The following is a 10,911-nucleotide window of genomic DNA, read 5'->3' as shown; positions in this document are numbered from 1 at the left end:
AGACCATCCGCAACAGTCATACGATCGTGTCGAAGAGCCGCAGGATGAACGATATCTGGTAGATCAGTGCTGCCGCGACGAAGGCGATGTGGAAGCGGCGGTCGCGCACCAGGATCGCGGCGATGCACAGTGCCACGAAGACCGGCGTGCGGAACAGATATTCGTTGCCGAAGCGGGCAAAATGCTCGGGCCCTTTCAGCAGCGTATCGATGACATCGAGCAGATAGGTCGCCGCCAGCAGGCCGAAGAACCAGCCGCGGCGCGAATAGAAGAAATCCTCGTAGCTGGTGTAGTCCAGCATCGAATCCGGAAACAGCAGCGCGCACAGCAGGAACAGCGTGATCGCGTAGAAAATGATGAACAGGTACTTGCCGAAGGTCCAGGTCTCGATGGCGTAGAGCCCGAACTCCCACCACCAGAAATGCACCAGCATCAACAGCACCGAGGCGACCCAGGCCAGATGCACGGGATACAGCCGGTACTGGCCGGGATGCTGGACGATGCGCGCCACCCCCGACAGCAGGCGGGCGACACCAAGCCCGATCACCATGCCCATGACGATGCGGATATGCGGGAAGACGTCGTGGGGAGAGGCGATTTCGGTGGCCATGCCTGATCACGGTGGGTTTCTGCTCGACCGCATATTGCGGCCTATGCATACCAGCCGCAACGGAATTTGGCCGACCGACCTCAGAACAGGAAATACCTTTGCGCCATCGGCAGCACGGTCGCCGGCTGGCAGGTCAGCAATTCGCCGTCGGCGCGGACCTCGTAGGTTTCCGGATCGACCTCGACATGCGGCGTGGCGTCGTTGAGCACCATGGAATGCTTGCCGATGCCCCCACGCGTGTTTTCCACGGCGACGAACTGTTTTTCGACGCCAAGCCGGCCATGCAGGCCAGACTCGAGTGCCGCCTTGGAAACGAAGGTCACCGACGAGTTGGTCCTGGCCTTGCCATAGGCGCCGAACATCGGCCGAAAGTGCATCGGCTGCGGGGTCGGGATCGAGGCGTTGGGGTCGCCCATTGGGGCGGCGGCAATCATGCCGCCGATCAGCACCATATCCGGCTTCACACCGAAGAAGGCCGGGTTCCACAGCACCAGGTCGGCGCGTTTGCCGACGGCGATCGAGCCGATGTCTTTCGACAGCCCATGCGCGATGGCCGGGTTGATCGTGTATTTGGCGATGTAGCGGCGGACGCGGAAATTGTCGTTGTCGCCGGTCTCCTGCGGCAGCGAGCCGCGCTGGCGCTTCATCTTGTCGGCGGTCTGCCAGGTGCGGATCGCCACTTCACCCACGCGGCCCATCGCCTGGCTGTCCGACGAGATGATCGAGAAGGCGCCAATGTCATGCAGGATATCCTCGGCCGCGATCGTCTCCTTGCGGATGCGGCTCTCGGCAAAGGCGATATCCTCGGGGATCGACGGCGACAGATGGTGGCAGACCATCAGCATGTCGAGATGTTCGGCCAGCGTGTTGACCGTGTAGGGCCGCGTCGGATTGGTCGAGGACGGGATGACATTGGGCAGGCCGCAGACCTTGATGATGTCGGGCGCATGGCCGCCGCCGGCGCCCTCGGTATGAAAGGCATGGATGGTGCGGCCCTTGATCGCCGCGACCGTGTTTTCAACAAAGCCGGATTCGTTCAGCGTGTCGGTGTGGATCATCACCTGAACGTCGTAATCGTCGGCCACCGACAGGCAGCAGTCGATCGCCGCCGGCGTCGTGCCCCAATCCTCATGCAGCTTCAGCGAGCAGGCGCCACCCAGCACCATTTCCTCCAGTGCCGCCGGCAGCGAGGCGTTGCCCTTGCCCGACAGGCCGATATTCATCGGAAAGGCATCGAAGGACTGGATCATGCGCGCCATGTGCCACGGCCCCGGCGTGCAGGTGGTGGCCAGCGTGCCATGCGCCGGCCCGGTGCCGCCGCCCAGCATTGTGGTGATGCCGCTCATCAGCGCTTCCTCGATCTGCTGCGGGCAGATGAAGTGGATATGCGCGTCAAAGCCGCCGGCGGTGAGAATCTTGCCTTCGCCGGCGATGATTTCGGTGCCCGGGCCGATGATAATGGTGACGCCGTCTTGCGTGTCCGGATTGCCGGCTTTGCCGATCGCCGCGATGCGGCCGTCCCTGAGGCCGATATCGGCCTTGAAGATGCCGGCGCTGGCGTCGATCACCAAGGCATTGGTGATCACGGTGTCGACCGCGCCCTGGGCACGGGAAACCTGGCTCTGGCCCATGCCGTCGCGGATCACCTTGCCGCCGCCGAATTTTACTTCCTCACCGTGAATGGTGAGGTCCTTTTCGACCTCGATGAAGAGTTCGGTGTCGGCCAGCCTGACCTTGTCGCCGACAGTCGGCCCATACATCTGGGCGTAGGCGGCACGCGAGATTCTGGCCATCAGCGATTGCTCCCGAAATGCGGTGTGGTTGAGGCTGGCCTGCACATTGCCGCCATCCAATGGTCACGCAATGACCCGCTGGGCGACACCTTCTGATCCCATTTGGCGGTTGAGGTTGGGAGGTCACCCCAAAACGACCGTTTGCCAAATCGATGGAAGGAAAATCCATGCGCAAAACGATAATTCTTGCAGCCGCCGCCAGCCTGATGCTGGCCGGTGCCGCCAGTGCCCAGCAGCAGCCCGCTCCGGCCACGCCTGCCCCCAAGGCGACGACTCCCGCCCCCGGCGGTCAGCAGGCCGCGCCGGCGATCCAGAGCGTCAACATTGTCGACATCACCGAGCTGCCGAAGGACACCCAGACGCAGGTCAATCAGGTGATCGCCCAGCGCGGTGACGCCGGCCTGCAGAAACTGCGCAGCTCGATCGACGCCACCCCCAAGGTGAAGTCCGCCCTCCAGGCCAAGGGAATGACCTCGGCCCAGGTCGTCGCGGCCAGCATGGAGCCCAATGGCGCGCTGACCTTGATCACCAAGAAGGCCAGCTGACGGGTCGGCGCGGCGGGCCGGTATCCGGTCCGCCGGCCGTATTGCGAAGGGAACCGTGGCAGGGCTGGAGTCGTTTCGCTTGCTGATTGTTGAAACAAGCTGCGAAAGCGAACGATGACCTCCACCACCTTGCCCGATGCCCGATGGCTGCATGCCATTGCGGCGGCCGCGTTTCTGGCAGCGAGCCTTCCCCAGGCCGCGCTGAATGCGCAAGGCCTTGAAAGCCCGGAGACCGTTGACCGCATCGTCGGCTCGCAAATCAGCGAGGAACAGGCCAAGACGACAGCTGAAATCGGAAAAGTCAGTTCGGCGATCGACCGCACGCGCGACAACATCGGCACGGTGCGAAAGACCTCCAAGCTCGACAAGGTCGATATCGTGTTCCTGACCGACGCGGCACGCAGCGAAGGCGGCCCGCCGCCGGTCATCGAGAACAAGGTCCGGCAGCATCAGGACGACGTCGCGGAACTGCGCAAGGAGATTGAGGCGAACGCCCTGCTCTTTAACGCCATCGATTCGCGGCGCGTGGCCGCGCAGGACGTCCTTGCCGTCGCGTTCGACGATCCCGGAAAGATCATCATCTATGCGGCCGCCAAACCGTCGGACTGAGCCGAAAGCACCATTTGCTTTCACGCTTGCCCAAACGCCGTTCGCGGCCTTTGAAGGCCAAGCGCGAGACGCCACAGGATTCACAGCTTGCCCATCACCTTCTGCTGGAATCCATAGACCTCGCGCTTGCCGCCGAGCGGCACCAGCGTGACATCGCGTTCCTGTCCCGGCTCGAAGCGCATGGCGGTGCCGGCGGCGATGTCGAGGCGCATGCCGCGGGTCTGTTCGCGGTCGAATTTCAGCCCTTCATTGGTTTCGAAGAAATGGTAGTGGCTGCCGACCTGTATCGGCCGGTCGCCGCTGTTGGCGACTTTCAGGGTGACGGTCGGCAGACCCTTGTTGAGCTCGATGTCGCCTGGGACGGGAATGATTTCGCCGGGGATCATCTGATGTCACACGACGCCGAAGGCGAGGCCGACGCCGATCGCCGCGCAGGCAGCACCGGCGACACGAGCCAGACCACGGAACCTCATGCCAAGGCTCATTCCGGCGGCGATGCCGACGGCATGGAGCAGCACGGTGGCGACGGCAAAGCCCGCCACGTATTCGAGCCCGCCGGCGTTTTCCGGCACTTCAGTGCCATGAGCGTGGCCGTGGAAAAGCGCGAAAAGGCCGAGGATGGCGACGCCGGCCAAAACCGGCAGGTCGACCGCCAGCGCCACGAGCAGGCCAAGCGCCACCACGGAGGCCAGTATGCCTGGCTCGACGAAGGGCACCGGCACATGCGCCATGCCAAGGGCCGAGCCGGCAAGCATCACGCCGACAAAGGCCGCCGGCCATGCCCAGATCGCCCTGCCGCCCTTGAGCGCCGCCCACAGGCCGACGGCGATCATCACAATCATATGATCAAGGCCGGATAAGGGATGCATGAAGCCGGCCGTGAAGGAAGAGGTCGTGCCGATGCCGACATGGGCATAGGCCGGCATGGCGGCAGCCATGAGCAGGATCGCCGCGAGGCACAGGCGTTTGGCAGGGATCATTCTACATGCCTTTCGTTTGCGATGGTGCAGTCACGCGGCCTTGCGCGGGCCGCAGCCCTCGGCCTTAAGGACGCGTTTGGTCGACGCCGGGTATTTTTCCAGCTTCGCTGCCGGGCGGATCGGCCGGGTCGAAAAATTGCCGCCGCAATTGGGGCAGACGCCGTCCAGCACGTTTTCCACGCAATCGGCGCAGAAAGTGCATTCGAAGGTGCAGATCAATGCATCCGTCGCCTCAGGCGGCAGGTCCTTGTCGCAGCACTCGCAGTTTGGGCGCAGTTCGAGCATGTCGATCTCCTCACCTGATGGGCTCGTGCACGGTCACCAGCTTGGTGCCGTCGGGGAAGGTCGCTTCCACCTGCACGTCATGGATCATCTCGGCGATCCCTTCCATCACCTGCGTGCGGGCGACGACATGGGCGCCGGCCTCCATCAGTTCGGCGACCGGGCGGCCGTCGCGGGCGCCCTCGACGACGAAATCGGTGATCAGCGCGATCGCTTCCGGATGGTTGAGCTTGACGCCGCGCTCCAGCCGCTTGCGTGCCACGATCGCCGCCATGGCGATCAGCAGCTTGTCTTTTTCCCTCGGCGTCAGGTTCATGCGGTTTCCAGAATCACAGTGACCATAATTTGGGCAGCCCCGCCCTTCCGTTGAGCAGTCCGACGAGCGGAACCAGCCGCTGACGCAGTTGGTAGCCGTCCCCGGCGTAAAGCCTCGCAAGAAGCTTGCCAGATGCCTTCACGCTCCAGACGCTGGCGCCGCCCTGGTCGCCGATGATTTCCCGGACCGGGTCGAGCAGGGTCTCGGCCCGCTGCGACACCAGCAGCAGCGTCGCCACGGCGATCGCGCCGCCGGCGGCCGCCGGGCGTGCCAGGGCACCAGTGATATCGGGTCCAATACGGAAATCCTCGGCATGGATGAGGAAACCGTCCTGGCGGACCCGCCAGCGGTCACGGAAAATGCCTTGCGCGGCGCGTTCGCCCATCGCCAGGCGGCCGAAGACGGTGGCCTCCAGCACCAGCGCCTCGGCCCCCGCGGCAAGCTCGACATCCAATGTGCGGGCAAAGGCCGCCCGGTCGAAGACGATGGTCTCCTGCGGCAGCCAGGCGATGCGGCCGTTCTCGCCGACCGTCAGCTTGACCCGCACCTCGGCATGGTCGGATGCGGCGCGATAGACCTTCTCGCAGGCCTGGGTCGTTATCGACGCCGAGGCTTCTGTGCCGACATCCACATCCCAGCCGATGCGGTCGCCGCCGGTCAATCCGCCGGCGGTGTTGATCAGCACTGCCTCCAGCGGGTCGGCCAAAACGGCCGGCAGCCTTATCTTGGCGGAACCGTCCTGATAAAGGCGTCGCAGCCGCGTGCGCCCGTCCGCGCTGGCGCAGCCCAGCTGGGCCAGACCCGCGGCGCGCTGGGCCAAAGGGGCCGAAAACTTGGTATGTTCGATCGTATCCACGCCGTCAGGTTAAGCACTGTGGCGGTTTTGTCGATATATAGCTTGTTGCTTGATGGCGTTTCCGTTTCTATAGAGGGAGCCACCTCGATACGGTCAGGCGATGCTTGACGGGGGTAGAAGGCGACGATCGCGGCCTGATATCGAGGATAAGAAGGCGCTGTTCAGTTGGCGTCGGGAAACGATAAAGTGGGGAAGAAACCGAATGGCTGACCAGCTGGCAACGGACATCATCGAAAAGATCAAGGCCCATGCCGAGCCGGGCGGTGAAGAAATCACCACCAGCACCGAATTGACGTCGCTCGGCATCCATTCGCTGGAGCTGACGGAGATCATCTTCGACCTCGAGGAGCAGTATGACATCGAGATCGAGATGAACACGGTCGATGCCTGGAGCAATCTGAAGAATGTTGGCGACATGGTCGAGGCCGTTCGCGCGCTGATCGCGAAAAAAGCCTGACCGAATGCTGAAACGCGTCGTCATTACCGGCATTGGCGGGCTGTGCGGACTAGGCGTCGATGCGCAGTCGATCTGGGCTGAAATGCGGGCCGGCCGTTCGGCCATCGGCCCCATCGACAATCCCTTCCTGCATGACCTGAAGGTCAAGACCGGCTGCGAGATCAAGGCGCTGCCCGATCACGGCATCGAGCGCAAGCAGCTTGTGTCGATGGACCGTTTCAGCCTGCTGGCGGTTATCGCTGCGAAGGAGGCGATGCAGCAGTCCGGCCTGGCCCCACATGCCGACAACACCTATCGCATGGGAACCATTGTCGGCGTCGGCGTCTGCGGCTTCGAGACCGTCGAGGAGAACTATCGCGCTATTCTGATCGAGGGCAAGAATCGCGCCGGCATCTTCACCGTGCCCCGGGTCATGCCAGGTGCCGCCTCCGGCCAGGTCAGCATGCATCTTGGCCTGCGTGGACCGGTTTTCGGCGTCACGTCGGCCTGCTCGTCGGCCAACCACGCCATCGCCTCCGCGGTCGACCAGATCAGGCTCGGCCGTGCCGACGTGATGGTCGCCGGCGGCACCGATGCGCCGCTGGTCTGGGGCGTGCTCAAGGGCTGGGAGGCACTGCGCGTGCTATCGCCCGACACCTGCCGGCCGTTCTCGGCCGACCGCCAGGGTCTGGTGCTCGGCGAAGGCGCCGGCATGGCGGTTCTGGAAAGCTACGATCACGCCATGGCGCGTGGCGCCACCATCCTCGCCGAAATCGCCGGCGCCGGCCTTTCGGCCGATGCCTCCGACATCGTCGCCCCGACCATCGAGGGACCGGAAGCGGCGATGCGCTTCTGTCTCGCCGATGCCGGGCTCAATCCCGAGGACATCGATTATCTCAACGCGCACGGCACCGGCACCAAGGCCAACGACCAGATCGAGACCAACGCGATCAAGCGCGTCTTCGGCGAGCACGCGCGCTCGCTGTCGGTCTCCTCGACCAAGTCGATGCATGCCCATTGCCTCGGCGCTTCGGGCGGGCTGGAGATGATCGCCTGCGTCATGGCGATCCGCGAAGGCGTCGTGCCGCCGACCGCGAATTACCGTGAACCCGATCCCGATTGCGATCTCGACGTGACGCCCAATGTCGCGCGCGAGCGCAAGGTGCGCGCCGCGATCAGCAACGGTTTTGCTTTCGGCGGCACCAACGCGGTGCTGGCATTCAAGGCCATCTGATCTCGGCGGTCACCACCGCCCCAGGGCGGGGACACCATCCACCGCGTTCGATTCGGTGTCCAAGGATAACGATGGCGAAACTGCCGCCGCCATATTGATCCTAGCGGGTCGCAGGCCTAGTTCTTGGGCCTACCCGCCAACACCGCGCACCTTGGTGCGCCAAATCCCCCGCTCAGGAGTTTCCCGATGGCCGACCTGTCCGCCTTTCCGATCACCATCCGTTGGCCGGCCAAACATCCCGACCAGATCCAGCTCTATTCGGCAACGACGCCGAACGGCGTGAAGATATCGATCGCGCTGGAAGAGCTCGGCCTGCCCTATGAGCCGCATCTGATCAACATCAGCAAGGACGAAAGCTGGACGCCGCAATTCCTGTCGCTCAACCCCAATGGCAAGATCCCGGCGATCATCGATCCCAACGGCCCGGACGGCAAGCCGATCGGCCTTTTTGAATCCGGCGCCATCCTGCTCTATCTCGCCGACAAGACCGGCCTGCTCGTCCCGGCGGACGCAGCGCGGCGCTACGAGACGATCCAGTGGGTCTTCTTCCAGATGGCTTCCATCGGGCCGATCTTCGGCCAGGTCGGCTTCTTCCACAAATTCGCCGGCCGCGAGATCGCCGACAAGCGTCCGCTGGAACGTTACCGCGACGAATCGCGGCGGTTGCTTGGCGTTCTCGATGGCAGGCTGAAGGGCCGCAAATGGATCATGGGCAATGACTACACCATCGCCGACATCTCGCTGCTCGGCTGGGTGCGCAATTTGATCGGCTTCTATGAAGCGCGCGACCTCGTCGGTTTCGATGATTTCGCCAATGTGGCGGCATGGCTGGAGCGCGGCCTGGCCCGGCCGGCGGTCCAGAAGGGCCTGACCATACCGGCAAAGGACTAGTGCGCCCTGTCCCTGCAAGGCGACAGCCTTGGCCCAATACACACGGTCGGGCGGAGCAGCCTGCTACTTCGCCTTGGCCTTCGAGCCGCCCCTGCCGATAACCGAGGCCGCCAGCGAGACGGCGCCGCGCGCGGTGGCGACCACCGCGCCGGCGGCGACATTAGCCGCCGTCCTGACGGCACCGGCCTTTGCCGGCGCCGGTTTGCGCGGGCTGGCGGTCTTGGCGACCGGTGCGACTTTTCGCGGTGCGGCCTTGCCGAAAGCGGCCTTGGCGTCTTTCGAGCGTTCTGCAATCGCGGGGCCAGCACCGGCTTTCGCTTGAGTTGCCTTCGCAGGCCTGGTCTTGGCTGGTTTTTTTGCCTTGGTGGCCATTGGAAAATCCCTTACGCCGGACAAATGGGTTGTCAGGCATAACGGCGCGAAACTCTTAAGGTTCCCGCCAAGAAATACCGAAAATTAAGCGTGTTAACCAATGATCAGGTCGGCGGCCCGGCGCCGGGCCAGCACGCGTTCGATGTTGGGCATGTCGTTGGAGGCGATCCAGGCGCGCGCCTCCTCGTCGGAACGGCCATGGCCGTGCCAGCGTTCCATCAGGCGTCGCTCGAGTTCATTGCGCGGCACGTCGACGAAGATCGAGAAATCGAACAGCGGCGCCAGCCGCGCCCACGGTTCCTCGTCGAGCAGCAGGTAATTGCCTTCGACCAGGATGAACTTGGTCTCGGTGCCGACGATAGCCGCGGCGGCGCGCGACAATTCCATGCTGCGGTCGAAGACGGGAATGGCGATGTCGGGTTCGCCGGCCCGGATGCGCTTCATCAGGGTCTCGAAGCCGGCAAAGTCGAAGGTTTCCGGCGCGCCCTTGCGCGCCCGCATGCCGCGCGCGTTGAGCACGATGTCGTCATAGTGGAAGCCGTCCATCGGCACGACTTCCACCGCCCCTTCCGGCAAAAGGTCATGCAGGCCGGCCGACAGCGTGGACTTGCCGGAGCCTGGCGGTCCGGCGATGGCGACGATGAAGCGTTTTGCCTTGCCGGCACGTTTGAAGATGGTGGCGGCTAGGTGGGCGATTTCGGACATGGGAGCCTCACTTGCCTGGATGATCGGCGAAACATTACGCCGCATTTTGGCGGCAGTCGGCGGAAATTTCAAATCCTGCGCTCAGGGCATACCTCGCCTCAGGCGGTCGCAGGCTGGCCGATGCGCAGGAACGCGCTGTCGAACGGCACGTCGGACGTCGAGCCGCCGGCCGCAAGCCGCATCCGGCCGTCGGCCGTGGTGATCTCTCGCGGCGGGGTGCCGCCGGACAGGGCGCCGATGACATGGCGGAACGAAAAGCTCCGGCCTTCGCCGAGCGCAAAGGCGGTCGCCACGCCTTCGCGTTTCAGCCAGTTGTCGCCGATGGAAGCGGCATGGCCTATCGCCGTGCGGCCGTCCTCTATGCCGAGCACGCCGAGATGGCGGCCGCTCCACGGCGCATAGTCGCGCCCGCCATTGCTCAGCCACAGCATGGTAACAGGCAGCTCCGCGGGGTTCTTCAGCACCAGCACCAGGTCCTCCTCGGCCTGGCGTGCCAGTGCCGTCCAGCCCGGCCCGGCATGGTCGGCTTCGACCAGGGTGATGAAATCCTCGCGCCTGTCCTCCATGCGGTATTGCGTCAGGTCGAGCGTGCCGCCGCCGGCGGCGGGAAACTGGCCGAGCTCGGCCGAACGCGCCGGATAGGCCAGCATGAAGCGGCCGCGCGCGGGATCCGGCTCCAGCGGATCGGCCAGCGTCGCGGCAAAGCGCTTCGGCGAAAAGGCTAGCCGTCCGCCGCCTTTCATCACCGTCATCGGGTGGTGGGCGACGGAAATCGCGCCGGAGCCGCCGGAAAACACATGTTCCTGGTAGAGGAAGGGATGGCCGTCGATGAGCGTAAAAATCTTGTCGACGCTGGCGCCCATGACCTCGTGCCGCAGCCGGAAGACAGCGCGCCAGCCGCCGTCCGTGGCACTGCTTTCGGTGACATCCCAGGCACTGTTGGCCGTCCAGCCATGCAGCGGCGCCTCCTCGACATCGCTGCGCGAAAACGGCGCGCAGAGGAAGTCGCCGGACAGCCGGACCGTGCCTTGCGGCAGGTCCTTCGGCAGCGTCTCGTTTGCGTCGACCCAGGGCGCGCGGTGCAGCGGCTTCAGCTGGCGTCCGTCGCTTTCGACGGTCATGTCGGCGATGTGGCCGACGGTGAGGTCGAGCGAAACCGAAATACCTTTGGCCTTGATCGTGATCGTATCCATAGCGCTCTCACCCGAATCTGACGGGCGCAAACAGAACCTGTAGGCGCTGATCGCGCAAGCACTGCGTAAGGCATTTTGCATCAGGCACA

At 64.3% G+C, this 10,911-nt stretch carries 15 protein-coding genes; 5 read left to right on the top strand and 10 right to left on the bottom strand.

Annotated elements, in window-relative coordinates; genetic code table 11:
• Window positions 1-16 precede the first annotated feature (16 nt).
• Together JG747_RS02705 and ureC are read right to left on the bottom strand one after the other, a co-directional pair.
• Window positions 17-610, bottom strand: coding sequence for a hypothetical protein (locus JG747_RS02705; RefSeq protein WP_202361098.1), 594 nt, complete (start codon window positions 608-610; stop codon window positions 17-19).
• Between the two features lie 80 nt (window positions 611-690).
• Window positions 691-2,403 carry an urease subunit alpha gene (gene ureC / locus JG747_RS02700; protein WP_446720607.1) on the bottom strand — a complete coding sequence of 571 codons (1,713 nt, stop codon included), beginning with the start codon at window positions 2,401-2,403 and terminating at the stop codon, window positions 691-693.
• A gap of 167 nt (window positions 2,404-2,570) precedes the next feature.
• On the opposite strand from ureC, the gene JG747_RS02695 reads away from it, so the two are divergent.
• Both JG747_RS02695 and JG747_RS02690 read left to right on the top strand, forming a co-directional pair.
• A complete protein-coding gene (locus tag JG747_RS02695; RefSeq protein WP_027047623.1) occupies window positions 2,571-2,948 on the top strand; it encodes a hypothetical protein in 378 nt (125 codons plus the stop codon).
• Between the two features lie 114 nt (window positions 2,949-3,062).
• Complete coding sequence (locus tag JG747_RS02690; RefSeq protein ID WP_038651325.1) at window positions 3,063-3,557, top strand: hypothetical protein; 495 nt, start codon at window positions 3,063-3,065, stop codon at window positions 3,555-3,557.
• 80 nt (window positions 3,558-3,637) lie between these two features.
• Here the strand turns inward: JG747_RS02690 and JG747_RS02685 are convergent, their stop codons facing one another.
• Genes JG747_RS02685 through JG747_RS02665 form a run of 5 tightly spaced genes read right to left on the bottom strand, consistent with a single transcriptional unit; the run spans window position 3,638 to window position 5,991 of the window.
• A complete protein-coding gene (locus tag JG747_RS02685) occupies window positions 3,638-3,943 on the bottom strand; it encodes an urease subunit beta (RefSeq protein WP_038651327.1) in 306 nt (101 codons plus the stop codon).
• 6 nt (window positions 3,944-3,949) lie between these two features.
• Window positions 3,950-4,537: a HupE/UreJ family protein gene (locus JG747_RS02680; RefSeq protein WP_202361097.1), complete on the bottom strand. Its 588-nt coding sequence runs from the start codon at window positions 4,535-4,537 to the stop codon at window positions 3,950-3,952.
• Window positions 4,538-4,567: 30 nt separating this feature from the next.
• The gene (locus JG747_RS02675) at window positions 4,568-4,822 is read right to left on the bottom strand and encodes a DUF1272 domain-containing protein (RefSeq protein ID WP_038651331.1); all 255 of its coding nucleotides are present in this window, start codon (window positions 4,820-4,822) and stop codon (window positions 4,568-4,570) included.
• Window positions 4,823-4,832: 10 nt separating this feature from the next.
• Window positions 4,833-5,135, bottom strand: a complete 303-nt coding sequence (locus JG747_RS02670) for an urease subunit gamma (RefSeq protein ID WP_202361096.1) — start codon at window positions 5,133-5,135, stop codon at window positions 4,833-4,835.
• Between the two features lie 13 nt (window positions 5,136-5,148).
• Window positions 5,149-5,991 carry an urease accessory protein UreD gene (locus JG747_RS02665; RefSeq protein WP_202361095.1) on the bottom strand — a complete coding sequence of 281 codons (843 nt, stop codon included), beginning with the start codon at window positions 5,989-5,991 and terminating at the stop codon, window positions 5,149-5,151.
• A gap of 202 nt (window positions 5,992-6,193) precedes the next feature.
• Here JG747_RS02665 and JG747_RS02660 point away from each other — a divergent pair, with 202 nt between their 5' ends.
• The 3 genes from JG747_RS02660 to JG747_RS02650 all read left to right on the top strand — a co-directional run bounded on the left by JG747_RS02660 (window position 6,194) and on the right by JG747_RS02650 (window position 8,552).
• Window positions 6,194-6,448: an acyl carrier protein gene (locus tag JG747_RS02660; RefSeq protein ID WP_019862542.1), complete on the top strand. Its 255-nt coding sequence runs from the start codon at window positions 6,194-6,196 to the stop codon at window positions 6,446-6,448.
• A gap of 4 nt (window positions 6,449-6,452) precedes the next feature.
• Complete coding sequence (locus tag JG747_RS02655; protein WP_019862543.1) at window positions 6,453-7,661, top strand: beta-ketoacyl-[acyl-carrier-protein] synthase family protein; 1,209 nt, start codon at window positions 6,453-6,455, stop codon at window positions 7,659-7,661.
• Window positions 7,662-7,847: 186 nt separating this feature from the next.
• Window positions 7,848-8,552, top strand: coding sequence for a glutathione S-transferase family protein (locus JG747_RS02650; RefSeq protein WP_202361094.1), 705 nt, complete (start codon window positions 7,848-7,850; stop codon window positions 8,550-8,552).
• Window positions 8,553-8,615: 63 nt separating this feature from the next.
• Here the strand turns inward: JG747_RS02650 and JG747_RS02645 are convergent, their stop codons facing one another.
• From JG747_RS02645 to JG747_RS02635, 3 genes are all read right to left on the bottom strand, one after another.
• On the bottom strand, window positions 8,616-8,924 hold the full coding sequence (locus JG747_RS02645) for a hypothetical protein (RefSeq protein ID WP_202361093.1): 309 nt from the start codon (window positions 8,922-8,924) through the stop codon (window positions 8,616-8,618).
• Between the two features lie 93 nt (window positions 8,925-9,017).
• On the bottom strand, window positions 9,018-9,629 hold the full coding sequence (locus tag JG747_RS02640; protein WP_027047624.1) for a nucleoside triphosphate hydrolase: 612 nt from the start codon (window positions 9,627-9,629) through the stop codon (window positions 9,018-9,020).
• 98 nt (window positions 9,630-9,727) lie between these two features.
• Window positions 9,728-10,822 carry a hypothetical protein gene (locus JG747_RS02635; RefSeq protein ID WP_202361092.1) on the bottom strand — a complete coding sequence of 365 codons (1,095 nt, stop codon included), beginning with the start codon at window positions 10,820-10,822 and terminating at the stop codon, window positions 9,728-9,730.
• Window positions 10,823-10,911: the final 89 nt, after the last annotated feature.

The sequence above is a fragment of the Mesorhizobium sp. 131-3-5 genome (genome assembly GCF_016756575.1).
Classification (GTDB): Bacteria; Pseudomonadota; Alphaproteobacteria; order Rhizobiales; family Rhizobiaceae; genus Mesorhizobium; species Mesorhizobium jarvisii.
This window is presented reverse-complemented; position numbering and strand designations above follow the sequence as displayed.

What these genes read in the sequence shown, in the direction of transcription:
- JG747_RS02635 (WP_202361092.1), bottom strand. Translation starts at nt 10,822, where the DNA reads ATGGATACGATCACGATCAAGGCCAAAGGTATTTCGGTTTCGCTCGAC.
- JG747_RS02685 (WP_038651327.1), bottom strand. Translation starts at nt 3,943, where the DNA reads ATGATCCCCGGCGAAATCATTCCCGTCCCAGGCGACATCGAGCTCAAC.
- JG747_RS02675 (WP_038651331.1), bottom strand. Translation starts at nt 4,822, where the DNA reads ATGCTCGAACTGCGCCCAAACTGCGAGTGCTGCGACAAGGACCTGCCG.
- JG747_RS02660 (WP_019862542.1), top strand. Translation starts at nt 6,194, where the DNA reads ATGGCTGACCAGCTGGCAACGGACATCATCGAAAAGATCAAGGCCCAT.
- JG747_RS02680 (WP_202361097.1), bottom strand. Translation starts at nt 4,537, where the DNA reads ATGATCCCTGCCAAACGCCTGTGCCTCGCGGCGATCCTGCTCATGGCT.
- JG747_RS02655 (WP_019862543.1), top strand. Translation starts at nt 6,453, where the DNA reads ATGCTGAAACGCGTCGTCATTACCGGCATTGGCGGGCTGTGCGGACTA.
- JG747_RS02670 (WP_202361096.1), bottom strand. Translation starts at nt 5,135, where the DNA reads ATGAACCTGACGCCGAGGGAAAAAGACAAGCTGCTGATCGCCATGGCG.
- JG747_RS02650 (WP_202361094.1), top strand. Translation starts at nt 7,848, where the DNA reads ATGGCCGACCTGTCCGCCTTTCCGATCACCATCCGTTGGCCGGCCAAA.
- ureC (WP_446720607.1), bottom strand. Translation starts at nt 2,403, where the DNA reads ATGGCCAGAATCTCGCGTGCCGCCTACGCCCAGATGTATGGGCCGACT.
- JG747_RS02705 (WP_202361098.1), bottom strand. Translation starts at nt 610, where the DNA reads ATGGCCACCGAAATCGCCTCTCCCCACGACGTCTTCCCGCATATCCGC.
- JG747_RS02640 (WP_027047624.1), bottom strand. Translation starts at nt 9,629, where the DNA reads ATGTCCGAAATCGCCCACCTAGCCGCCACCATCTTCAAACGTGCCGGC.
- JG747_RS02645 (WP_202361093.1), bottom strand. Translation starts at nt 8,924, where the DNA reads ATGGCCACCAAGGCAAAAAAACCAGCCAAGACCAGGCCTGCGAAGGCA.
- JG747_RS02690 (WP_038651325.1), top strand. Translation starts at nt 3,063, where the DNA reads ATGACCTCCACCACCTTGCCCGATGCCCGATGGCTGCATGCCATTGCG.
- JG747_RS02695 (WP_027047623.1), top strand. Translation starts at nt 2,571, where the DNA reads ATGCGCAAAACGATAATTCTTGCAGCCGCCGCCAGCCTGATGCTGGCC.